Raw genomic sequence first — 22663 nt, 5'->3', positions numbered from 1 at the left:
CTACAACGCATCCACCAAACTTCCCTTATTCTCGGTCAGTTTTTTGGCAATGCTGTCCCAAAGTTCAATGCGGTATTGCAATGCTTTTTTGCTGTATTCAGTAACATCATTCCATTTTTGATTGTCTGAACCACAAAGTGCTTTGATCATGCGCAGAGCTAATGGACCATGCTCATCACCATCCAATTCGATGTGCCTTTTGAGGTAATACTCCAACTTTTTGTACTTGCTTGGACCATCCTCTCCTGATTGCTCAATGATACTCAAGAACATATCGGGAATCAAATCTTCCCGACCAAATGTAAAGGCAGAGGCAATGATGTGCGCTTGTTGGGTATTGATGACTTCAAATGTAAACTGAAGAAAGTTTTTTTCAGCTTGATTCAAATCAGCCGATTCAATTTGCTGAGAAATCTGCTTCAAATTGGTAAAACCAGCAATGGTTTGAGTTACTTTTTCTGTATTGGCATCCACCTCTTTCATGGCATCCAAATACATCTCAAAATGGCTTTTCGGCTCTCCCAACTCATTAAAATCGGTTTCCTCTTCCAACACAATTTCATTAATGAATCGTGCTACGGCAGTATCGCTCGCAGGATGCCAAGGCAAACCTACACAGGTCAGGTTTTGTTGCAATGCTTTCAACAACGACATGAAATCCCAAACAGCATACACATGGCTTTCCATAAAGATTTTGATGTCCTCAACGGAATCCAATTGTGCGTAAAGTGGGTGATTTTTTAGTTGTTCTCTGTAAGGTAGGAGTGTATTCTCTAGTTTTTCAATTTGCATAGCGCTCTTTTCTGTCAACTTTTATTGAATGTTGTATTCGGGCAACACACTGCTTTTTTCCCATTCGTTGATCCATTTGGCCATCAATTGGGCCCAGTCATCACGATCGTTCAAACATGGAATATGAATGTAATCTCCTCCCCCTGCTTCTTGGAACTGATGTTTGCCCTCCATCGCAATCTCTTCCAAAGTTTCCAAACAATCACTCACGAAAGCTGGGGTGATGACGGCCAATTTTTTAACGCCCTCTTGCCCCAAACGTTCAAATTCTTTATCGGTAAAAGGTTGCAACCATGGGTCGCTACCTAGTCTAGATTGGAAAGATGTGCTTACCTTATCCTCGGGCAATCCCAATTGCTTTTTCACCAATTCGGTGGTGTCATAACATTGGTGTCTGTAGCATGTGTGATGTGCGACAGAATTTATTTTGCAACAAGCTCCATTCAATTGGCAATGGAACTTGGTTGGATCTGATTTTTTAATGTGTCGTTCAGGAATTCCGTGATAAGAAAACAAAATGTGATCGTAATCAAAATCCTTTAACCCCTCGGCAATACTATCTGAAAGTATTTTCACATATTCTGGATTGCTGTAAAAAGCTGGAAGCGTGGTGATTTCCATTTCTGGAAAATCTTGTTTTTGCACTTCCAACACTTTTACCACCACAGTTTCGTAGGACGACATTGCGTAATGTGGATATAAGGGCACCAAGAAAACCTCATCAACGCCCTGATCTTTCAGTTCCTGCAACGCATTTTTAATGGTCATGGAACCATATCGCATGCCCAAAGCAATGGGAAGTTCAGTGTGTTGCTTCACCTTTTCCATAAACCGCTCGGAAATCACAATCAATGGGGAACCCTCTTCCCACCAAATTTTGGAATAGGCTTCTGCAGACTTTTTAGGTCGGGTATTTAAGATGATGCCTCGAACAATAATGTTTCTGAGGACAGGATTCACATCAATAACACGTTCATCCATCAAAAATTCATCCAAATAGGGCTTAACATCCTTTGCAGTGGGGCTATCAGGTGACCCCAAATTGACCAATAAAACTCCTTTTTTCACGGTTTTTTAGTTTAGGCCGCTAAAATACAACACGAAGTGGACTTCACCTTTTTCGCATCAAAATACTTTCTTATGACAGGATAATGAATCTCGATTTTGTTTAAGCATTCTGTTCTCCTTGAATTTTCTGTCTTATTTTTGGGAACATGGATAGTTTTTACGACAATGTTTCCAAAGAATCTCTCATCTATTTAGGAATTTCCCTCCTTGTACTTATTATTCTCTATTGGACCACATCGGTGGTTTTGAAACGTTTAGGGAAAAATCCAAAATACCTTTTGCCCAAAAGTGCCTTTAAACGTATGGCCACTCCTTTGGTGTTGATATTTGTTTCGGTCTTGCTCAGATTGAAAGCCTTGCGGGATATTCTCAATTTGGAAGATGCAAGATTTTGGTTTAGAAAAGCCAGCACCATCCTTTTTATTCTGGCCATGGCTTGGTTGATGATTGCGATTTTGAAAATCGTTAAAAAAATTGTCATCAAGAATTACGATATCGGGGTTGCGGATAATCTGAAAGCCCGAAAGGTTTATACCCAATTTACTATCCTGGAGCGCATTTTTATTTTCATCATTATTCTGCTCGGAGTTGGGTTTGTGCTGATGAGTTTTGAAGAAATTCGTGAGGTGGGCATCAGTATTTTTGCCTCTGCAGGGGTTGCGGGTATCATCATCGGTTTTTCGGCCCAACAATTTATTGGGACCATATTGGCAGGTATTCAGATTGCTATTGCTCAACCCATTAAATTGGATGATGTAGTGATTGTTGAGGGAGAATGGGGACGCATCGAAGAAATTACCCTGACCTATGTTGTGGTAAGTATTTGGGACAAAAGGCGCTTGATTGTTCCAACTCCCTATTTTATCAACCAACCTTTTCAAAACTGGACCAAGACCTCGGCCGATTTGATGGGCACCGTGTTTTTATATGTGGATTACAACGTTCCCTTTGATAAACTTCGGGAAGAGCAAACTCGCATTTTAAAAAGTACCGATTTGTGGGATGGCAAGGTGGATGTACTTCAAGTAACCGATACCAAACCCAATTATGTGGAGGTGCGCTGTTTGATGAGCGCCAAAGATTCACCGACTGCTTGGGACCTAAGGGTACTGGTTCGAGAAAAATTGATAGTATATCTTCAAGATAATTATCCAGAAAGTATTGCACGAACCACACGATTAACCGTTGAACAAAAAAAAGAAAACAATAAGGGGGGTTAAAATTTATCCCCTTAAACGGTTGTTTGACAGAAATTTCTTTATTGATTCATTTGGATTTTTATCTTTAGTGCAACTAAACTATGTACATGAAAAAACTAATCCCCATGCTCTTGGGCAGCCTTATTATTTTAAATGGGTGCTCAAAGGGTGAATCCCAAGAACCTAATCCAGAAACCCCAAACCAAGAAGACCCTACTAATGAAACACCTGAAGAGGAAGAACCTAAAATGGTTACTTATTTTACTTTTGAAGCTTTGCTGGACACCTCTGAGTCCGATGATTGGATTATTATCCATGATGATGAGGGGAATTTATTAGACTTTTCTCCTTATGAAGAAGGTAATCTATTGACCTTTGACAAATTGGATAATGAATTATCCAGTACCTTTACTGTAACTTTTTTCAATTATTTTGTTGAACCAACTGGTGTTCTGCAGCATACTATTAAATCTTATCCAGAAATTTCAATTGGTTCCACTTGGAAACAAACCCCTGAACCCCTAGCTGTAAATGAGCCTATTAAAGGAGTTCAAGAAGGTTATTTTCAAATCTTTGTAGAAAACGCTCCAGCCCCAAAATATCGTGCTATTTCGGATAAATATGGATTATCTTTTTATGAGCATGGCTGGCCTTATTCAGAAGATATCATTGAAAACTTTTGTGGTATATATAGACATAATAACCTTCACTATTCTTTTTATGATTCCAATGATGAATTAAAATATTATACTATTCAAAATGTATCCCATGAAGATTACTTGTTTGTAGATTATTCAGAATTTAAATCATATGATAGTTATGTTGAGATAGATATCCCTTTTGAATATCGTCAATACCCCACATACCAATTCAACGTAACAGCATTTGAATCAGATGAGCCTTTTAGTAGGAGTGGTGGCATTCAAATTTTATATGTGATTTTTTCTCAACCACTGCTTCTTACAAACCCTCTTAAATTTGGCTATTTGGATTCTTATGATAGATATAAAACTGAATTATGGTTTGATTTAGGAGCAGTAGTTTACAATTACCGAAGTTTTGGGGCTAAACCAGATGAAATAACAATTCCTAAAAATGCTACTAGAACAGTAATCAAAAATTCCATTTATCAATATGAATTTGAAACGAACGTAAATCATCAAATGAAACATGTGTCTTGGTCAAATTGGGATAGCTATGATAGCCCATATAAGACTAATTGGAATGTGTATTCCGGGCCAGAATTTTATGGAAAAATTGGTGAAATTCCACAAGAAATCCAACAATCTTATCCGAATTTGGGAATTCAAGATATGCAGCACAAGGGTACTAGTTTATACTTAGATTTTATTACCTATCCAGATTTAATACAGCAAGAGTTTGTACAACCCGATCAGAAAACATATTATAGTTCCTATGAAATTTTCACTCTTAGATAATTGGGGTTTTAAATCAATTATATTAATCCTAACTTTGTTTGGTTGTTCATTATCTTTATATGCCCAACAAATCACCTGCTCGCCAGAAGATAAATCCCTTTTTGAGACCAAAATTGTTGACTTGGGAAAAACAAAGGGAGCGAATTTGGGTGACACGATTTCTTTGGTAGGTCAATCTTTTATCGGAACTCCTTATGTGGAAAAAACGCTTGAAATTGGCGATACAGAAACCTTGGTCGTAAACTTTGGGGGCTTGGATTGCACTACTTTTGTGGAGAATGTACTGGCTTTTAGTTTAATGCTCCAAAATCAACAGAAAGATTTTGAAAACTTCACAAACAATCTTGAAACCGTTCGGTATAGAAATGGAAATTTAATTGGCTATCCATCACGTTTGCATTATTTTACAGAATGGATTCGAAACAAAGAAAAGAAAGGTTTGGTGAAAGACATCACTGCTGAATTAGGTGGTGTGGAGCTGGAAAAGCCCATCAATTTTATGGGTACCCACCGCAATTTGTATCCTTTTTTAGCCAGCGATGCGAATTTTGAAGCTATGCAAAAAGTTGAAAAAGAGATAGCCAAAGAGAACCTTTGTTATTTGCCCCAAAACCAAATTGAAAGTAAAGAACACCTTATTAAATCGGGAGATATCTTGGCCTTGGCCACTTCCATAAAAGGTTTGGATGTGACCCACACTGGAATCGCCATTCATCAACCTGATGGAAGACTGCATTTGTTACATGCTTCAAGCAAAAATGGTGAAGTAGAAATTTCCGAACTTCCTTTGGCGGATTATCTCAAAAACATCAAAAGCAATATTGGGATTATTGTGACCCGACCAATTTTAAAATCCCTTTAGACGTTTGAGGTCAAGTATTTTTTCGGTGTGGTGCCAAATTTCTTTTTAAAAGAGGAAATAAAATGACTAGCCGTACTGTATCCAACTTTTAATCCAACCTCGTTCACATTGTGCTTGCCCGTTTCCAACATTTTTCTGGCATATTCCATTTTATATTCAAACAAAAACCCATAAACCGAATCACCGTAGATTTGTTTAAAGCCCTCTTTTAGTTTTTTCAAGCTCAAACCCACTTCTTGAGAGAGTTCGGCCAAGGTTGGTGGTTCGGCCATTCTGGAAATCATGATTTCTTTGGCCATTTTTATACGACGTACGTTATCCTCATCTGCCAAATAGGGACATTGTTCCAAATCTGCATCTTGGGTTTTATTGAAATAAAGTGAAATCAACTCGAACACCTTTCCCTTTAGGTACAATTTTTTAATGGATGGGTGCAGGTTATAGTTCATCATCTGGCTCAGCACTACTGCAGTTGCAGGGGAAACCATTTCTTGGGAGTAATACTTTTTCTCCTTGTTGTCATCACTTAAAAAGGGAATATAATCGGCCTCATTGGAAAATAGCGAATGGAATTTTCGAATGGTCATTACCACGGACAATAACCAAGATTTTGGAGAAACAATCAGGTTCAGCGGCAAATCCTTTTGGGTGTTGTACAACAAAAGTGAGTTTTCTTCATTCACTTCCAAATAGTAATTCCCCTCATTAAAATTAAACCTAGATCTACCTTTCAAACAAAAATGAAATTGAATATGCGTACTGTCGATTTCCCGTTCAATGAGTTTGGGTTCGTCGAATTCATTCTGGATTTTCAGAATATAAATTCCATCTTCCACCAATATTTCATCGTACGAACCTTGAGCGATATTTTCCATGCTTTTAGCTATATCATTTTTTTAAAAAATTCAATTTAGAATGACTCTAAATTAAGATTTGTAGTGTCTAATTTATCAATAAAATCAATGTCTAAGGCGAATTTAACCCAAATTTTAAAATGAAAATACAAATGGTGATATTTATAGTACCGCTAGCGTTATTTTTTAATACCTAAGCCTGTTACTTTTGTGTCGCGATTACAATCCTTTATGAGGAACTACCATATTTCAAAACATAATTCCTTCTACGCCATTGGGTTAAGTTACAAGAAGGCAGATGCAGAGGTGAGAGGAAAGTTCAGTCTGGATGTTCCGGGCATTGACCATATTATGGACAAGGCAAAGGAAATTGGGGTGGATGGGCTTTTGGCCATATCTACATGCAACCGAACTGAACTTTACGGTTTTGCACAACACCCTTACCAACTCATCAAACTTCTTTGCGACCAAACCCAAGGTACCGTTGAAGAATTTCAGGAAGTGGCCTACGTGTATAAAAACCACGATGCCATTTCGCATATGTTCAAGGTTGGAACTGGTTTGGACAGTCAAATCTTAGGTGATTTTGAAATCATCAGTCAAATTAAACAAGGTTTTTACCGAGCTAAAAAACAGGAAATGGCCAATCCGTTCTTGGAGCGTTTATGCAATTCTGTGATTCAGGCCAGTAAACGAATCAAAAACGAAACTGAACTTTCTTCAGGTGCCACTTCTGTTGCTTTTGCTTCTGTAAAATATATTTTGGACAATGTTCCTGATATTTCCGAAAAGAACATTTTGTTGTTTGGAACTGGTAAAATTGGACGAAACACTTGTGAAAATCTAGTAAAGCATTCCAATAATTCACATATCACTTTAATCAATAGAACTCGCGAAAAAGCCGAGGATATCGCTGGAAAGTTTAAACTGACCGTGAAAGATTACGGTGATCTGCAATCCGAAATTCGAAAAGCGGATATTTTGGTGGTGGCCACAGGCGCCCAATTGCCTACGGTTTCCAAAGCTTTGATTTACCCTAAAAAACCATTATTGATTTTGGACCTTTCCGTTCCCAAAAATGTTTCGGACGATGTAAAGGATTTGGATAATGTGACCGTGATTCACTTGGATCAACTTTCACAGATTACGGATGAAACCTTGGCCAAAAGAAAAGAATACGTTCCAAAAGCCGAAGCAATTAATGAAAAGGTGAAAAAAGAGTTTCTAAAATGGTTGGAAACCCGAAAATTTGCACCAGTGATCAATGCTTTAAAAGAGAAATTGAACACCATGAAGGTGGAAGAAATCGACTTTCAAACCAAAAAAATTGAAGGTTTCGACCAAATGCAGGCCGAAATCATCTCCGACCGCATCATTCAAAAAATCACCAAGCAATTTGCCAATCACCTAAAGAGTTCGGAAGTGGATACCGAGGATAGCTTGGAACTTATTCAGAAAGTCTTTCAGTTAGAACCCCATTCCAAATGAGCAAAATCATCCGAATAGGAACACGCGACAGTGAACTGGCATTGTGGCAAGCCACTACCGTGCAGCAAAAGCTGGAAGAATTAGGCTACGACACCACATTGATTCCAACAAAATCCATGGGTGACCAAGTATTGGACAAGCCGTTATACGAATTGGGTGTAACTGGAATTTTTACCAAAACATTGGACGTTGCACTTTTGAAGGGACAAATAGATATTGCGGTACATTCCATGAAAGATGTGCCCACCCAATTACCAAAAGGCATTGTACAAGTAGCTGTTTTGGAAAGAGCGATCACACACGATATTCTAGTCCACAAAGGGTCAGATTTTTTAGAATCTGGACAACCCTCGACCATTGCAACAGGTAGTTTGCGAAGAAAAGCCCAATGGTTGAACAAATATCCCAACCATCAAGTGGTGGATTTAAGAGGAAATGTGAACACCCGACTGATCAAGTTAATTGAAAACGATTGGCAAGGTGCCATTTTTGCCCAGGCTGGATTGGAACGTATAAAATTATTACCCAAAGATGCCATTCAATTGGATTGGATGATTCCCGCTCCAGCGCAAGGTGCCATGTTGGTAGTTGCCAAAGAAGAAGACAAGTTTACCAGAGAAGCTTTGGCAAAGCTCAACCATTCGGAAACCGAGATTGCCACCACCATAGAACGTGAATTTTTGCGCACATTGGAAGGTGGTTGTACGGCACCTATCGGGGCTTTAGCTCAAATTAAAGACCAAGCAGTATTTTTTGAAGGTGTAGTTTTCTCTTTGGATGGAAAACAGAAAATCGACATCAAAAAACAAGTAAAACTTTCCGATGCGAAAGGAATGGGAAAAGCTTGTGCGGAAGAAGTCTTGCAAAAAGGCGGTGATAAATTGATGCAAGAAATCAGAAATGAAAACAGTGCTCTCCACTAAAATATTAACCCCTGCGCAGAAAGAATTATTTCTAAATTCTGGATTGGGATTGGTGGAGTACGATGCCCTAAAAATTGATTTCTTGAATGTAGAAATCCCATTGGATTACAGCAACTATATTTTCACAAGCAAAAATGCCGTTGCAGCATTTTTAAATCAGGTTAAAGATGTGGAATTGTCCAATTTCAATACGTTTTGTGTAGGTGAAAAGACCAAATCACTGTTGGAAGAAAACGGCCTTAAAGTGATTAAAATGGCTGAAAATGCTACAGAATTGGCAAAAAACATCATAATAAACCATAAAAACGAGGGATTTTTGTTTTTATGCGGCAACAAAAGAAGGGATGAGCTTCCAGAATTGTTGACCAAAAATAATATTCAATTTAAAGAATTAGAAGTATACCGAACCGAGGTAAATCCAAAGGCATTTCAAAGAAATTTTGATGGAATACTTTTCTTTAGTCCAAGTGGCATCCGAAGCTTTCTATTGGAAAACAAAATAGGCAACAGCACATTGTTCTGTATTGGTGATACCACAGCTAATGAAGCTAAAAAGCATTCGAAAAATGTAATCATTGCCAATAAACCTACCGTTGAAAATGTGTTGGTTCAGGTAATAAAAGAATTATCAATACAAACGGATGCTGAGCGAAGTCGAAGCAACTAACAGAATCCAAAAAGAATACAAAATATCCCTGCCCGTGCAGGAATGACAAATTAAAATTTATGATAAAAAACGACTTGTTCCTTAAAGCTTTAAAAGGTGAAACTGTTGAACGTCCACCCGTTTGGATGATGCGACAAGCAGGGCGCTATTTGCCCGAGTTTATGGAACTCCGTAAAAAATACGATTTCTTCACACGATGCCAAACCCCAGAATTGGCTTCGGAAATCACAGTACAACCTATTCGCCGTTATGGCATGGATGCCGCTATTTTGTTCAGCGATATTTTGGTGATTCCACAGGCCATGGACATCGAAGTTGAAATGAAACCGAACTTTGGACCTTACCTACCGAACCCGATTCGTTCCAAGGAAGATTTGGACAAAGTGATTGTTCCAGACATCCAAGATACATTGGGTTATGTGATAGATGCCATTAAAATGACCAAAGAGAAATTGAACGATGAAATTCCATTGATTGGTTTTGCGGGATCTCCTTGGACCATTCTTTGCTATTGCGTGGAAGGTCAGGGCAGTAAAAGTTTCGACAAAGCCAGAGGATTTTGCTTTACCCAACCTGAAGCTGCTCATGCATTGCTTCAAAAAATTACGGATACCACCATTGCTTACCTAAAAGCAAAAGTGAAAGCGGGAGTAAATGCGGTTCAAGTTTTTGATTCTTGGGGTGGCATGTTGTCCCCAACTGATTATCAAGAGTTTTCCTGGAAATACATTCAGCAAATTGTGAATGCACTTAAAGATGAGGCGCCCGTGATTGTTTTTGGTAAAGGTTGTTGGTTCGCTTTAAAAGAGATGGCCAACTCAGGGGCATCTGCTGTTGGTGTGGATTGGACTTGTTCGGCTCAAAATGCAAGATATTTAACAGGTGGAAACATTACGTTACAAGGTAATTTTGACCCTGCACGCTTACTTTCACCTCCAGAGAAAATCAAGGAAATGGTTACTCAAATGATTAATGAATTTGGAAAGGACAAGTACATCGTAAACCTTGGTCATGGTATTTTGCCCTATATTCCTTTGGAAAACGCCAAGGCATTTATTGATGCGGTAAAAGAATATAAATAGTGAACCTTTTTGCGGTTTTAAAGCGGGTTGATTTTAAAAATATACTGAAAGGTGTATTTATTGGATTGAGGCGACCTCACTTAATACTGCCAACCATAAAGGCCACTAAGGATTGTATTTCTATTTCTACGAAGTATTACGGCAAGCTTCATCATAAAAATGGACCTGCCAATGCCTTTAGACATGCTTTTTGGAATTATTTGATTGCTAAAAGATGTTTTAAATGGCAAAAAAGTGAAGAGGTTGTTTTGTCTTGGGCGAAAAACGTAACAGATTGGCACGAGGATTCATTTCCGAACAAACAGTTGCCCAAGGAGATGGATCTGCACAACAATGAAGTAGGACGGTTCATTTTTGAACAGCATACAGAAAAATCAGAACAGGAAATTGTGGGTCTATTGAAACTAATGGCGCTAGAATCCACCAAAATTGATGAAAGTTCAGTGCTTTCTGAATATAAAAACCGAATGGTACATATTTTAGAACAATGAAAGATAAATTCTACACATACATTCAACAATTACAGGACACCATTACCTCAAAACTGGAAGAATTGGATGGCACCTCCAAATTCCAACAAGATTTTTGGGAACGTGAAGAAGGTGGTGGAGGTAGAACCCGAGTCATTGAAAATGGTGCTGTTTTTGAAAAAGGAGGCGTAAATATTTCAAAAGTTCACGGCCCGTTGCCCAAAAGCATGCAAAATTACTTCGGAGTTGAAGATGTGGATTTCTTCGCTTGTGGACTGAGTTTGGTGATTCATCCAAAAAATCCGATGGTGCCAACCGTGCATGCCAACTGGCGCTATTTTGAAATGTACAACAAGCAGGGTAACATTGTAGATCAATGGTTTGGTGGTGGACAAGATCTTACCCCTTATTACTTGTTCGAGAAAGATGCCTCTCATTTTCATTCCGTTTGCAAAAAAGCCTGTGATGCCCACAATCCAGAATTTTATCCGAATTATAAAAAGAAATGTGATGAGTATTTCTGGAATGCCCACCGAAACGAGGCCCGTGGGGTCGGGGGATTGTTCTTTGATTATTGCAAAGCAACGGACGAAATCAGTATGGAAGATTGGTACAATTTTGTGACTGAAGTCGGTGATAGTTTTTTGGAAGCCTATGCTCCGATTGTTGAAAAAAGAAAAAATCTTTCCTATTCCCAAGACCAACGGGATTGGCAAGAAATCAGACGTGGACGTTATGTGGAGTTCAATTTGGTGCATGATAAAGGAACACTTTTTGGTTTGCGAACCAATGGCCGAATCGAAAGTATTTTGATGAGTTTACCTCCACACGTGCAATGGCGGTACGATCATCATCCAGAAAAAGGTAGTGTGGAAGCAGGATTGATTGAAGTGCTACAACACCCTAAGGAATGGGTTTAATCTGTAGTTTTACATTGAAAACGAAGCTATGAGACAGAAAATTTACCAAATAGATGCATTCACAACCCAAACTTTTGGAGGCAACCCTGCCGCAGTTTGTATTTTGGATTCATGGTTGAGTCCAGAATTGATGCAGAAAATTGCGCAAGAAAATCATCTGGCTGAAACTGCCTTTGCGGTTAAACGTGAAGATATCTACGAAATCCGATGGTTTACCCCCGAAGTGGAAGTAGATCTCTGCGGTCATGCTACCTTGGCCACTGCCTACGTAATTTTCCATTTTTACGAACTAGAAAAAAATACCATTCAGTTTTATTCAAGTAGAAGTGGAGATTTATTTGTAAACAAGGCCGACAACAACTGGTTGACCATGGATTTTCCTGCAGATACGCTGGTTGCCATCAAAAATATTGATGAAATTGACCATGCTTTGGGGAAATCACCCATTAAAACCTTTAAAGGAAAAACAGACTATATGTTGGTGTACAATTCCCAAAAGGAAATCGAGGAACTGGCACCCAATTTCTTCCTTTTAGATCAGGTGGATGCAAGGGGAGTAATCGTAACCGCTCCAGGGACAGAAGTTGATTTTGTTTCCCGATTTTTCGCCCCATCTTGTGGTATCCCCGAAGACCCCGTTACAGGTTCTGCACATACATCAATGTCTCCGTATTGGTCAAAGGAATTGGATAAAACTAAAATGACGGCCAAACAACTTTCCAAAAGAGGCGGTGACCTTGTTTGCGAAATGTTGGACAATCGAGTTAAGATTTCAGGGAAAGCAGTGCCCTATTTATTTGGAGAAATTGAAATCTAGCTTTCAGCTTAAAACTAATCTATATGTACCCATTAATAAGAAATAGAAGACTTCGTGCCTCCGAATCCATCAGAAGATTGATTCGCGAAACCACTTTGACCCCAGATGATTTTTTAGTGCCTTTGTTCGTTACCGAGGGAAAAGGAATCAAAGAAGAAATTCCATCCATGCCCAATTATTTTCGGTTGAGTTTGGATAATCTTGAAAAGGAAGTAAAAGAACTTTGGAAAATGGGACTGTGTTCTGTGCTTCTATTCGTAAAAGTTGAGGATAAACTAAAGGACAACAAGGGAACTGAAGCCCTAAATCCTAATGGTTTGATGCAACGAGCCATAAAAACCGTTAAAAATGCCTGTCCACAAATGTTGGTAATGACAGACGTTGCTTTGGACCCCTTTTCATCCTATGGCCATGACGGTATCGTAGCTGAGGGCATGATTCTAAACGATGAATCTGCAGAAGTTTTGGCAGAAATGAGTGTTTCCCACGCAAAAGCTGGAGCCGATTTTGTCGCTCCAAGTGATATGATGGACGGTAGAATTTTAACTATTCGTGAAGCTTTGGAAGATGAGGGCTTTACCAACACTGGGATTATGGCTTATTCTGCCAAATATGCAAGTGCTTTTTACGGGCCTTTCCGTGATGCCTTGGATTCAGCTCCTGTGGATATTGCCAATGTGCCCAAGGACAAGAAAACCTATCAAATGGATTATGCCAATCGGTATGAAGCCATTCGTGAGACCCAATTGGACATCGACGAAGGCGCTGATATTGTAATGGTTAAACCAGGGTTGTGCTATTTGGATATTGTTCGCGAAATCCGAAATGACGTTGATGTTCCCGTTGCTGTATATCAAGTTTCAGGAGAATATGCCATGGTTAAAGCCGCGGCTGAAAAAGGTTGGCTGGATCATGATGCCGTAATGTTGGAACAATTGACTGCCATAAAAAGAGCCGGAGCCAATATTATTGCCAGTTATTTTGCGAAAGATTTTATCCGTACTTTGGGATAAAATCAACCCAATGAAAAAAACCACGGTTTCGTTTTTCCTCATCACTTTATTGATGCAACTTGGATTTGCCCAACGCGAACTCATCCATGCCTATCCCGCCAAATTAGGGTTTAATGAAGATTTCATCAACCAAAAGGTGGATTCCATCATGGAAATGGGCATTGATAGCTTGGCCTTTCCTGGAGCACAACTTTTGGTAGCCAAAAACGATACGGTAATTTTCCACAAAGCCTACGGTTTTCATACCTACGACAACAAGCAGCCTGTTGCACTGAACGATCTTTATGATCTGGCATCAGTAACTAAAATTTCTGGTCCACTTCCTGCCTTGATGAAATTGGTGGACGAGGGTAAACTTGATTTGGACCAACCTTTCAGTAGCTATTGGGAACCTTGGCAACATCAAAAGGACAAAAAAGACCTCACACTACGCGAAATTTTAGCACACCAAGCTGGTCTAGTGCCTTACATCGTTTTTATGCAAAAAGTGCTTCGGAAAAATGGGAAACTGAAGAAGCGCTTTGTCCATACTTCACCAGATGATAAATTTCAAGGACAGGTATATGATGAGCTTTACATCAACAATCGTTTTGAACGAAAGATGAACCGAATTATCAATCGGTCCAAAGTTTCGGAAGAAAAGAAATACAAATATTCAGGACTTACTTTTCTCATTTTCCCCAGTTTGATTGAACAACTTACGGGAACCGATTACCAAACCTATCTCGATCAAAATTTTTACCACCCTTTAGGGTGCCATACCTTGGGATATCTTCCAGAAGAAAATCATTACGTAAACAATATTGTGCCCACCGAAGTGGATACCCTTTTCCGAAAAACTTTGGTGAAGGGTTGGGTGCACGATGAAAATGCTTCTTTAAAAGGCGGCGTATCTGGGAATGCAGGCTTGTTTGGAACAGCAGATGACTTAGCAAAGTTGATGCTCTTCTACCAAAATTATGGGAATATGGATGGCAAACAACTTATTTCAGTTGAAACGTTAAAAGAATTTACGACCGTTCAATATCCAGAAAATGAGAATTATAGAGGATTGGGATTTGACAAGCCTCTATTGAACAATTCGGAGCTTTTTTTGGAAGAAGCCTATCCCTCGCCTTTGGCATCACCAGAAAGTTTTGGTCATTCAGGATTTACAGGCACTTTTGTTTGGGCCGACCCAGTTAAAAAATTGACTTTTATCTTCCTTTCCAATCGCGTTTATCCCACTCGAGACCACCGAAATTTGTACAGTTTGGACATTCGGCAGGCTTTACAGGATGTTTTTTATAAAGCGGAGGGTTTAAACATTCAAAATTAATTCCTATTCCCTATCTTGGTACTAAAGATTCTGCCAACTCATGGGATTACTCATTTTTTACGCCCTTATTTCCATTTTCTTTTCCTTTTTATGCTCCATTTTGGAAGCGGTTTTACTGAGCATTACCCCTACTTTCATTAATGTAAAAAAGCAAGAGGGAAAAGATTATGCAGCCACACTGGAAAACCTTAAAAAGGATGTGGACAAACCTTTGATTGCCATTCTTACTCTAAACACAGTGGCTCATACTGTCGGTGCTATTTTGGTTGGGGTGCAGGCTAAGGTGGCTTATGCAGAAATGTACGGCACAACAGAGCGTACTATTCTTGGTTTTAAACTTACCGAAGATCTTATGGTCGGGATTGTTTCAACTATTATGACCATTTTAATTTTGGTCGCATCTGAAATTATTCCAAAGACCATTGGAGCTACATATTGGAAGCAACTGGCCAATTTTACAAGCAAAGCGCTTACTATTATGGTCTTTGCGCTCAAATGGACAGGACTTTTATGGATTCTTCAACTTTTTACCAAACTCATTGGTGCAAAAGGTGAACATGGAAGTGTTTTGAGTCGGGAAGACTTTACCGCTATGACGGAAATTGCCCATGAAGAGGGTGTATTCCAAGAATCAGAATCGAAAGTGATTAAAAACCTGTTGAGGTTTGATGAAGTTCTGGCCAAGGACATCATGACCCCAAGAACCGTAATGAAAATTGCATCGGAAGATATGACCATAAAAGAGTTCTTTGATGCCAATCGACCCTTACGCTTCTCAAGAATACCCCTGTATAAGGATCGTATGGACAATATCACAGGCTTTTTCCTTAAAGATGAGCTGATGGAAGCCATTATCAATAAAAAGGGCAGTAAGACGCTATCTGAGCTTAAACGCGAAATTTTGGTGACGAACAGAACCAAGCCAATTCCTGAGTTGTTCGACAAATTTGTAAAGCAACGGGAACATGTTTCTTTGGTGGTGGATGAATATGGTTCAGTCAGTGGATTGGTGACCATGGAAGATGTAATTGAAACACTCCTTGGATTGGAGATCATGGACGAAAGTGACAATGTGGAAGACCTCCAATCGCTTGCTAGAAAGAACTGGCACCAACGCGCACAACGTTTAGGAATTATTGAAGATGAAAGTGAAATAGAGTAATGGAAATTGCTTATTTACAAACACCTATAGGAATTACAGAGTTTAAAGGCGATGAAAATGGGCTTGCTTCCATTACTGTTTTAGATAATAATAAACCTATCGGTACAATTCCAGAAGTTTTAAACGATGCTGTTACCCAATTTCAAGAATATTTTGAGGGGAACAGAACAAATTTCAATCTTAAATTAAACCCAGAGGGCACCGATTTTCAAAAGAAAGTTTGGAACGCCCTTTTAGAAATACCTTTTGGAAAAACCATTTCTTATTTGGAACTTTCCAAACAACTCGGTGACGTAAAAGCCATTCGTGCAGTAGCCTCGGCCAATGGTAAAAATCCACTTTGGATTGTGGTTCCTTGTCACCGTGTCATAGGGACCAACGGAGACCTCACAGGCTATGCAGGTGGACTGCATAGAAAAAAATGGTTATTGGAACACGAGAGCCCTGCAAAGCAGACGTCTCTTTTTTAAATTTTTACAATGCTTTATAAACTTAACCTGGAGCATATCCTTTTTTTGGATATTGAGACCGTACCTCAAAAACAACATTTCACCGAACTGGATGAGGATGTCCAAGCCTTATGGGAACAAAAAACGCAATACCAACGCAAAGATGAATTTACCCCCGAAGAGTTTTATGACCGTGCGGGCATCTGGGCCGAATTCGGAAAGATAGTTTGCATTTCTGTGGGTTATTTTGCCCCAAAGGGTGATCAGCGCAATTTTAGAGTGACTTCGTTTTATGGGGAAGAAATAAAAATTTTAAAAGACTTTAAGCAATTACTTGCAGACCATTTTAGCCAGGCCAAACACCTTTTGTGTGCGCATAATGGCAAAGAGTTCGATTTTCCCTATATCGCCCGTAGAATGGTCATCAATGGTATCAATTTACCCTACAAATTGGACCTGTTTGGAAAAAAACCATGGGAAGTACCTCATTTGGATACCATGGAGCTTTGGAAGTTTGGGGATTACAAACACTTTACCTCTCTAAAATTATTGGCTCTTGTGCTAGGAATTCCATCACCCAAGGAAGATATGGACGGTAGTATGGTCAAGGATGTATTCTATATAGAAAATGACTTGGATAGAATTGTAACCTATTGTGAATTGGATGTGGTCACCACGGCGCAAGTATTCCTTAAAATGCGCAATGAGGAGCTTTTAGCGGATGATGAGATAAAAAAGGTATGATTATTTGGGTGAAAGTGAAAAGGGTGAATGGTAAAGGGTTTAAGGATTTCTTGTCATTCTGAGCTGATGCATGAGCTTAGTCGAAGCGAAGCGAAAAATCTATTAAAGTTGGTTTGACACGAATTTCACCAATTATCTCGAATTGCAATATCATTAATTTCGAGCCAATTGGTCATTGTTTATTCCCAATTTCTGATTGAAAATTCCCTTGAATATTCAATTTGAACTTGTTCTTGAGCTTTTCAATTTAATTTTTATAAAACTTCGTGCTCTTAATCCCGGCGTAATCCTGAACCACTAAAACATACAATCCAGAGGACAAAGAAGATACATTGATGGAGCCCTGTGTTTTCCCTTTTTTGATCACATTCCCAGAGGTAGTTACAATCGAATATTGAGCATCTTGTGAAAGTTCCGCCTCTACATTCAAATAACTTACGGCTGGATTAGGGTAAACAGATATATTCAATTCTTGTGGAATCGTCAACGGAGCATTCTGCATGATTTGAGTTTCCTCTCCATTAAATTCAAACTCCAAAATATCTGAAAACTCAGAAACTGCATTTTCTGTACAAATGGAACGAACTCGTGCTTCGTACACTTTTCCAACTTCCAAATCGGTCATGGTAAATTCACTCTCCCAAAGCATTTCACTGTTCCATTCATCTGTATCAATGCTTTTGAATTGCACTTCGTATAAGGTTTCACCTATTCCCTCCCACGAAATGTTAGTTGCATCCTTTGAGGAATCCAATACTTCCAATCCTGTAGGAACCTCCAAAGAACAAGTTGAAATCTGTGCTCCTGAAACGATCAAAGAAAAATCCTGAAGCCCATTGGTCAAACTTCCTTTGTGGGTAATCGTAATCGTATATTCACCTGATGCATTGTCAATGTCTATTCGCTCATAAGGATCAACTTTGTTATCACCTTTCGTTGCGGCATCATTGGCTTTGGCTGGATTTAATTTCCAAGGCAAATAGGTTTCTCCACCTTTGGTGATTCTAATATCCAAATCGTTCATTATAGCGGCAGTGGTACTATTTAAATCTCCTCGGTTGATGTTTACAGCTTCTGGATCCGTCCAAGAAATAGATGCCATCAAAGGACCATTTCCATCCGCAGTGACTTTAATGGAATAGGAATTTCCATTAGTCAAGTTTTCTTCATTCACCAAAGTAGTGTAATCTTTATTTTGAAGCACCTCAGCGGCAACTTTCGCATTCATTACCCCCCAACCCATTTTGTAGTCAGGACCTTTTGCTCCAATATCATCAGCAGTATGAAGCGCAAGCCCCTTTAAGGTGGCCGCTTTCATGTAATTACCAAAAAGCTCTTCGTGATATTGTTGTAACAATAATAATGACCCTGTAATTCCAGGAGCCGCCATAGACGTTCCTGCAGAAACTTGATAACTGCTATTGGTTGCAGAACTAGTCGATAATATATTAGTTCCGTCTCCTGCTAAATCTGGTTTGATTCGACCATCATCCACAGGTCCAAAACTACTGTATCCAGCCACAGAAGCTTTAGTTAATTCACCATTTTGATTGATTTCTGTATCAGCCCCTGCAATGGTCAAACCATTTTTTGCCACGGTAAACCCCAAAAGCAAATCAAACCCATCAGCAGTTTTTCCAAAATTAGGTGTAGCATTATCGTATGAATTTTGAGCATTCCCTGCTGCAGTCACCATTAAATAATAAGGAGCGTTGTACATGATCTTGTCCCAGTCTTGGGCTACTTTAATATAAGCGCCAAAATACCAATCTGGAACACGATCCGATAAAATTCCATAAGAATGATTACTCAGCAACATACCGTTTGCAGCAGCTTCAGCTACCTCAATTTTATCACGGGACCAATCGTAGGTTTGGGCTTTGGCTCCGTAAGCAACACCTTGGGCATTCGGTTCAACTCCAGAGGAAATAATATTTCCTGTTACCAAAGTGGAGTGTAGACTAACCTCTCCAGAACCGTCTGCATTGGTGGCTCTGGTATCAAATTCTTGGTGTGATGTTAATGCCGCACCAGAATCCCAAATACCTACATTCATTCCCAAACCTGTTAATCCAAGGTTCAAAAGACCATTATCATACAAAGTATACGCTCTTGAAGTTTGGGAAGCAGGATCATTTAAGGTGGTATAGTAAAGTGGTGTACCGTCTGTTCCCACATCTTTTAAGGCAACATCTGCACCAGTTGCAGATTTCTCGGTGGCCTTGATTCCTTTGGATGTAAGTAAATCGGTAATCTTTTTGTTTGTGATTTCATATTCGGATTCCATTTCGGAAATAATGGAAACCATTTTGCCATTGTTGTAGGATGAACGAATGGCTTCTTTGGCATTACTTGACTGGCCCATTACTGAGAACCAGCCTGTAGTCGAAAGTAAGATGGAGAAGATCAATCCTTTAGCCCCTATAGATAATCTGAAGTCCATAATTAAGTTTAGGTAAGATTTGGACTACGAATATATTAGGAGAAGTAAGAATCATCGATAAAAATCCTACTTTATTCGATGAAATACATCTTGATTTATATCAAGCTGTTGTGAAAATTCACTTTTATGTGGTGTATTTTTTTCCTACTTATTTTTTGTAGTCCAAAATTACCTGAAACAATACCTATTTATTTCCAGTTTCAGAGGCCTCATGGGAGGCGGAAACACTTTCCCATGATTCTAAAACTTCTCTTTTCATGTTGGGCATGTCATTTCCGTATAGCAATGCATTGAACAATGTACGGTAGGTTCCCATGGGTTGACCTCGCCATTGTGGCTGAAATCCGAACAACAAGACATGTCCTTTACCATGCTTTACATCCAAAGCGGCCGCTTTTCCATTTAGAAAGCTTTCCCCAACCAAATAGCCTGACATTAAAGGGGATCCTTGCTCTTGGTATTTGGCCAAAACCTCTCCCTCAAATCCATCGGTAGTTGCAAAAACAGGACTGTTATACACAAATACATTGGCTTTATCCATCATTCCCGCCATTACAGGATGACTTGGATTGGTGTTGACTTGCACAATAGATCCTCCAGTAAAGAATTTAGCCCTGCTTACTTTATCCACCACATTGGTTACTGGCAAATGCAAAGCTTTAATTGTATAATCGGAGCTGCGGTTCAAACTGATCAATGTTCCTCCTTCTTCCACAAAGTTATTTAGGTTTCTAGATCCAAGTTCACCCAATCCGCCTGTATATTCTGCAGGTGCAGAACCTGGTTCAATCCCATTTTCGATAGATCCTGGCCATTCAGAACCAAAAACAATCACATCAAAACGGTCTTTTAAGTTTCCTGATTTAAAATCAGTATCTCGAAGTGAGGCATAATCAAACCCAAAATTATCCAGTAACCAACGGGTCCAACCCATATCCATACTGGCTGTCCAAGGACGATACACACCAATTCGCGTTTTCACTTTTGCGGAATTTGATCCAGAACCTTGCACACCATTTATGGCATAATCTCTCACCCATTGTTGTTTCTTGGCAGTACTTGCGCCTTGGACCCCATATTTTTTGGTTTTGGCATCATAAACAACAGACATTCCAGCGGATTTTGTAGCCTCAGCCAATACACGGAAAATATTATTTTCAGCAGGATCTAACCATAACGTGCTACCTCCTCCTTTTAAAGTGCCAGGCAAAGGTTTGATTCCAGCAGCAGTGGCATCCGTATCAAATCCTACTCCTGGAGCAAAATCATTTTTGTTTAAATCTTCAGTTTCATCATCGGTGGTTTCCAGCGGTGTTCCCTCAACTGGTTTTAGTGCAGCTCTAAAATCATCCGACAAAGGCACCATTCCTGTTACCACATTCACCTCCATCTGAAAAGGGAGCGTCCAACCAGCCGCATCGTACGGTTGTTCCAAAGGTCCATCGGGAGATTCCCTTAAATCAGGATACACTTGCACATCCAACACCTGTCTTGCCATTTCCGCAAACTCTTGGTCCATCGGAATTACCCAAGTTCCTTTAGGATAGGTAACTCCGGAGTATGCCATCGGTTGGTCCAATTGCGCAATTTCAATCCCATTAAAAGCCAACCGCTTCAACAATTCAACAGGACGAACCGGATCTCGTTGCTTTTGTGGAATGATGTACGCATAAGGTGCTTCATTCTTATATTTTTCAATGGTGGTAATCGCTGCCTGATATTTATTGAAAAGCAGTGTTTCCTTATACTTAGCCGAATAATCCAACACAGCAATCGAAGCGGTTTGCATATACTGCATGGCATCACTTAATCGCCACCAGCCCCCTTTCCAAGGGCTGTTGTACAAAGATTCCACTCTTAAATCTCTTCGACTTTCTGGAAAATCCCGAATGGTATAAAAATAGGGCGTTGCATATCGGTACAATGCTGTTTCCGTCCAAAAAGATGGAATATTTTGCATGGCAGGCAAGTAATCAATGTATCCTGGATACCAAGCATCAAAGCCTTTTCCCATGTGAACTGCACCCGGCAACCCTTCCGATTCCAATTCTTGGGCCATTGCCATTCCGATCATGTTAGTTTCACGAGCAACGATCGGGGGCGTTTGTGGTGCAATAGGCTCCGCAAAGGGCGGCAACCAAATCCGAGTTGGGAATGGGGAGGACTGATGGTGCACATGGATCACATTAGGCTCCCACTCACGCCATGTTCTTCCAACAACACGAGATTCCAACATATTGAGCATGTAAGCATCCCTATTATTATCGTGTCCCACATATTTTTGATATAACCAAGGGGTTCTCGCCGTTTCATAAGGAGTTCCTACGTTGGACATATACCAATTGGCGATGATATCCTGACCATCAGGGTTTAAAGATGGCCATAGTACCAAAATCACATCATCCAAAATAGGTTTGAATTTTTTGGTATCGGCCTCACTGATAATTTGATGTGCCAAGGTTATAATATGTTGCGCTCCTGCCACTTCCGAAGCGTGCAATCCGCCACTTAAATCGACAATGGCCTTGCCCTCCTCAGCTAATTTTTTCGCTTCCTCTTTACTCAAACCTTTAGGATGGGCCAACTTTTGGGAAATTTCTTTGTAATGCTTAATCTTGGCCAGATTTTCTTTGGAAGAAATCAACACATAATACCATGTTCTCCCTTCGGAAGTTTTTCCAGTCTCTCGCATCTCTACCAAATCACTAGCAGCATCCAATTTTTTAAAATATTCGATGGATTGTTCGTAGGTAGCCAAATGAAAATCAGAACCCACTTCGAAACCAATGACATCTTCGGGTTTTGGAATAGTGGAATTTTGGGCTTGGAGTCCCAAACACATCAAACTAAAAAGGGATAAAAATCGAAGTTTCAAAAAGGAAAAACCACTAAGTTTTCCCTTGGGGGAGTTAGGTAAACGGAGCATTGTATTGAGTTAGGTTGAATTACGGCT

General features: G+C 39.6%; 20 protein-coding genes. 15 read left to right on the top strand and 5 right to left on the bottom strand.

Features of this window, described 5'->3' with window-relative positions:
• Complete coding sequence (locus BLQ18_RS03380; protein WP_090292611.1) at window positions 1-792, bottom strand: DUF3050 domain-containing protein; 792 nt, start codon at window positions 790-792, stop codon at window positions 1-3.
• A gap of 21 nt (window positions 793-813) precedes the next feature.
• The gene (gene hemH / locus BLQ18_RS03375; RefSeq protein WP_090292608.1) at window positions 814-1860 is read right to left on the bottom strand and encodes a ferrochelatase; all 1047 of its coding nucleotides are present in this window, start codon (window positions 1858-1860) and stop codon (window positions 814-816) included.
• A gap of 146 nt (window positions 1861-2006) precedes the next feature.
• Here hemH and BLQ18_RS03370 point away from each other — a divergent pair, with 146 nt between their 5' ends.
• The 3 genes from BLQ18_RS03370 to BLQ18_RS03360 all read left to right on the top strand — a co-directional run bounded on the left by BLQ18_RS03370 (window position 2007) and on the right by BLQ18_RS03360 (window position 5360).
• On the top strand, window positions 2007-3080 hold the full coding sequence (locus tag BLQ18_RS03370) for a mechanosensitive ion channel family protein (RefSeq protein WP_090292606.1): 1074 nt from the start codon (window positions 2007-2009) through the stop codon (window positions 3078-3080).
• Between the two features lie 86 nt (window positions 3081-3166).
• Window positions 3167-4498, top strand: coding sequence for a hypothetical protein (locus tag BLQ18_RS03365; RefSeq protein WP_139150354.1), 1332 nt, complete (start codon window positions 3167-3169; stop codon window positions 4496-4498).
• Window positions 4499-4619: 121 nt separating this feature from the next.
• Window positions 4620-5360: an N-acetylmuramoyl-L-alanine amidase-like domain-containing protein gene (locus BLQ18_RS03360; protein WP_245668057.1), complete on the top strand. Its 741-nt coding sequence runs from the start codon at window positions 4620-4622 to the stop codon at window positions 5358-5360.
• Here BLQ18_RS03360 and BLQ18_RS03355 read toward each other — a convergent pair.
• Window positions 5357-6235, bottom strand: a complete 879-nt coding sequence (locus BLQ18_RS03355) for a helix-turn-helix transcriptional regulator (RefSeq protein ID WP_090292600.1) — start codon at window positions 6233-6235, stop codon at window positions 5357-5359. The genes BLQ18_RS03360 and BLQ18_RS03355 overlap by 4 nt on opposite strands.
• A gap of 210 nt (window positions 6236-6445) precedes the next feature.
• Between BLQ18_RS03355 and hemA the strand changes: the two genes are divergently transcribed.
• From hemA to BLQ18_RS03295, 12 genes are read left to right on the top strand one after another with little or no spacing between them, the layout of a single operon-like run.
• Window positions 6446-7702, top strand: coding sequence for a glutamyl-tRNA reductase (gene hemA, locus BLQ18_RS03350; protein WP_090292598.1), 1257 nt, complete (start codon window positions 6446-6448; stop codon window positions 7700-7702).
• Window positions 7699-8625 carry a hydroxymethylbilane synthase gene (gene hemC, locus BLQ18_RS03345; RefSeq protein ID WP_090292596.1) on the top strand — a complete coding sequence of 309 codons (927 nt, stop codon included), beginning with the start codon at window positions 7699-7701 and terminating at the stop codon, window positions 8623-8625. The genes hemA and hemC overlap by 4 nt, the downstream gene beginning before the upstream one ends.
• A complete protein-coding gene (locus BLQ18_RS03340; protein ID WP_090292594.1) occupies window positions 8603-9292 on the top strand; it encodes a uroporphyrinogen-III synthase in 690 nt (229 codons plus the stop codon). The genes hemC and BLQ18_RS03340 overlap by 23 nt, the downstream gene beginning before the upstream one ends.
• Window positions 9293-9351: 59 nt before the next feature.
• Window positions 9352-10374, top strand: a complete 1023-nt coding sequence (gene hemE, locus BLQ18_RS03335; protein WP_090292592.1) for a uroporphyrinogen decarboxylase — start codon at window positions 9352-9354, stop codon at window positions 10372-10374.
• Window positions 10374-10865 (top strand): DUF6973 domain-containing protein, encoded by a 492-nt coding sequence (locus tag BLQ18_RS03330; RefSeq protein WP_090292590.1) that lies wholly within the window; start codon window positions 10374-10376, stop codon window positions 10863-10865. The genes hemE and BLQ18_RS03330 overlap by 1 nt, the downstream gene beginning before the upstream one ends.
• Window positions 10862-11764 (top strand): oxygen-dependent coproporphyrinogen oxidase, encoded by a 903-nt coding sequence (gene hemF, locus BLQ18_RS03325; protein ID WP_090292587.1) that lies wholly within the window; start codon window positions 10862-10864, stop codon window positions 11762-11764. Before BLQ18_RS03330 ends, hemF begins: the two co-directional genes overlap by 4 nt.
• A 28-nt stretch (window positions 11765-11792) precedes the next feature.
• Entirely contained in the window at window positions 11793-12581 is a 789-nt protein-coding gene (locus tag BLQ18_RS03320) for a PhzF family phenazine biosynthesis protein (protein WP_090292585.1), read from the top strand.
• A 23-nt stretch (window positions 12582-12604) separates the two neighbouring features.
• Window positions 12605-13594: a porphobilinogen synthase gene (gene hemB, locus BLQ18_RS03315; protein ID WP_090292584.1), complete on the top strand. Its 990-nt coding sequence runs from the start codon at window positions 12605-12607 to the stop codon at window positions 13592-13594.
• A gap of 10 nt (window positions 13595-13604) precedes the next feature.
• Window positions 13605-14912: a serine hydrolase domain-containing protein gene (locus tag BLQ18_RS03310; protein ID WP_090292581.1), complete on the top strand. Its 1308-nt coding sequence runs from the start codon at window positions 13605-13607 to the stop codon at window positions 14910-14912.
• Between the two features lie 40 nt (window positions 14913-14952).
• Window positions 14953-16074, top strand: coding sequence for a CNNM domain-containing protein (locus BLQ18_RS03305; RefSeq protein ID WP_090292579.1), 1122 nt, complete (start codon window positions 14953-14955; stop codon window positions 16072-16074).
• A complete protein-coding gene (locus BLQ18_RS03300; RefSeq protein WP_090292577.1) occupies window positions 16074-16544 on the top strand; it encodes a methylated-DNA--[protein]-cysteine S-methyltransferase in 471 nt (156 codons plus the stop codon). The genes BLQ18_RS03305 and BLQ18_RS03300 overlap by 1 nt, the downstream gene beginning before the upstream one ends.
• 9 nt (window positions 16545-16553) lie before the next feature.
• The gene (locus BLQ18_RS03295; protein WP_090292575.1) at window positions 16554-17267 is read left to right on the top strand and encodes a 3'-5' exonuclease; all 714 of its coding nucleotides are present in this window, start codon (window positions 16554-16556) and stop codon (window positions 17265-17267) included.
• A 247-nt stretch (window positions 17268-17514) separates the two neighbouring features.
• On the opposite strand, the gene BLQ18_RS03290 is transcribed toward BLQ18_RS03295, so the two are convergent.
• Complete coding sequence (locus BLQ18_RS03290; protein WP_090292573.1) at window positions 17515-19710, bottom strand: S8 family serine peptidase; 2196 nt, start codon at window positions 19708-19710, stop codon at window positions 17515-17517.
• A gap of 184 nt (window positions 19711-19894) precedes the next feature.
• On the bottom strand, window positions 19895-22636 hold the full coding sequence (locus BLQ18_RS03285; RefSeq protein WP_217630560.1) for a M14 family metallopeptidase: 2742 nt from the start codon (window positions 22634-22636) through the stop codon (window positions 19895-19897).
• Window positions 22637-22663: the final 27 nt, after the last annotated feature.

Origin of the sequence: Flagellimonas zhangzhouensis (assembly GCF_900102925.1) — a bacterium.
Classification (GTDB): Bacteria; Bacteroidota; Bacteroidia; order Flavobacteriales; family Flavobacteriaceae; genus Flagellimonas; species Flagellimonas zhangzhouensis.
Note: the sequence above shows the minus strand (reverse complement) of the source record. Positions and strands in the feature narration are given on the sequence as shown.

Excerpts from the sequence above, each read along its gene's own strand:
- BLQ18_RS03380 (WP_090292611.1), bottom strand. The coding sequence starts at position 792 with ATGCAAATTGAAAAACTAGAGAATACACTCCTACCTTACAGAGAACAA.
- BLQ18_RS03370 (WP_090292606.1), top strand. The coding sequence starts at position 2,007 with ATGGATAGTTTTTACGACAATGTTTCCAAAGAATCTCTCATCTATTTA.
- BLQ18_RS03365 (WP_139150354.1), top strand. The coding sequence starts at position 3,167 with ATGAAAAAACTAATCCCCATGCTCTTGGGCAGCCTTATTATTTTAAAT.
- BLQ18_RS03355 (WP_090292600.1), bottom strand. The coding sequence starts at position 6,235 with ATGGAAAATATCGCTCAAGGTTCGTACGATGAAATATTGGTGGAAGAT.
- hemA (WP_090292598.1), top strand. The coding sequence starts at position 6,446 with ATGAGGAACTACCATATTTCAAAACATAATTCCTTCTACGCCATTGGG.
- hemC (WP_090292596.1), top strand. The coding sequence starts at position 7,699 with ATGAGCAAAATCATCCGAATAGGAACACGCGACAGTGAACTGGCATTG.
- BLQ18_RS03340 (WP_090292594.1), top strand. The coding sequence starts at position 8,603 with ATGAAAACAGTGCTCTCCACTAAAATATTAACCCCTGCGCAGAAAGAA.
- hemE (WP_090292592.1), top strand. The coding sequence starts at position 9,352 with ATGATAAAAAACGACTTGTTCCTTAAAGCTTTAAAAGGTGAAACTGTT.
- hemF (WP_090292587.1), top strand. The coding sequence starts at position 10,862 with ATGAAAGATAAATTCTACACATACATTCAACAATTACAGGACACCATT.
- BLQ18_RS03320 (WP_090292585.1), top strand. The coding sequence starts at position 11,793 with ATGAGACAGAAAATTTACCAAATAGATGCATTCACAACCCAAACTTTT.
- hemB (WP_090292584.1), top strand. The coding sequence starts at position 12,605 with ATGTACCCATTAATAAGAAATAGAAGACTTCGTGCCTCCGAATCCATC.
- BLQ18_RS03310 (WP_090292581.1), top strand. The coding sequence starts at position 13,605 with ATGAAAAAAACCACGGTTTCGTTTTTCCTCATCACTTTATTGATGCAA.
- BLQ18_RS03305 (WP_090292579.1), top strand. The coding sequence starts at position 14,953 with ATGGGATTACTCATTTTTTACGCCCTTATTTCCATTTTCTTTTCCTTT.
- BLQ18_RS03300 (WP_090292577.1), top strand. The coding sequence starts at position 16,074 with ATGGAAATTGCTTATTTACAAACACCTATAGGAATTACAGAGTTTAAA.
- BLQ18_RS03295 (WP_090292575.1), top strand. The coding sequence starts at position 16,554 with ATGCTTTATAAACTTAACCTGGAGCATATCCTTTTTTTGGATATTGAG.
- BLQ18_RS03290 (WP_090292573.1), bottom strand. The coding sequence starts at position 19,710 with ATGGACTTCAGATTATCTATAGGGGCTAAAGGATTGATCTTCTCCATC.
- BLQ18_RS03285 (WP_217630560.1), bottom strand. The coding sequence starts at position 22,636 with ATGCTCCGTTTACCTAACTCCCCCAAGGGAAAACTTAGTGGTTTTTCC.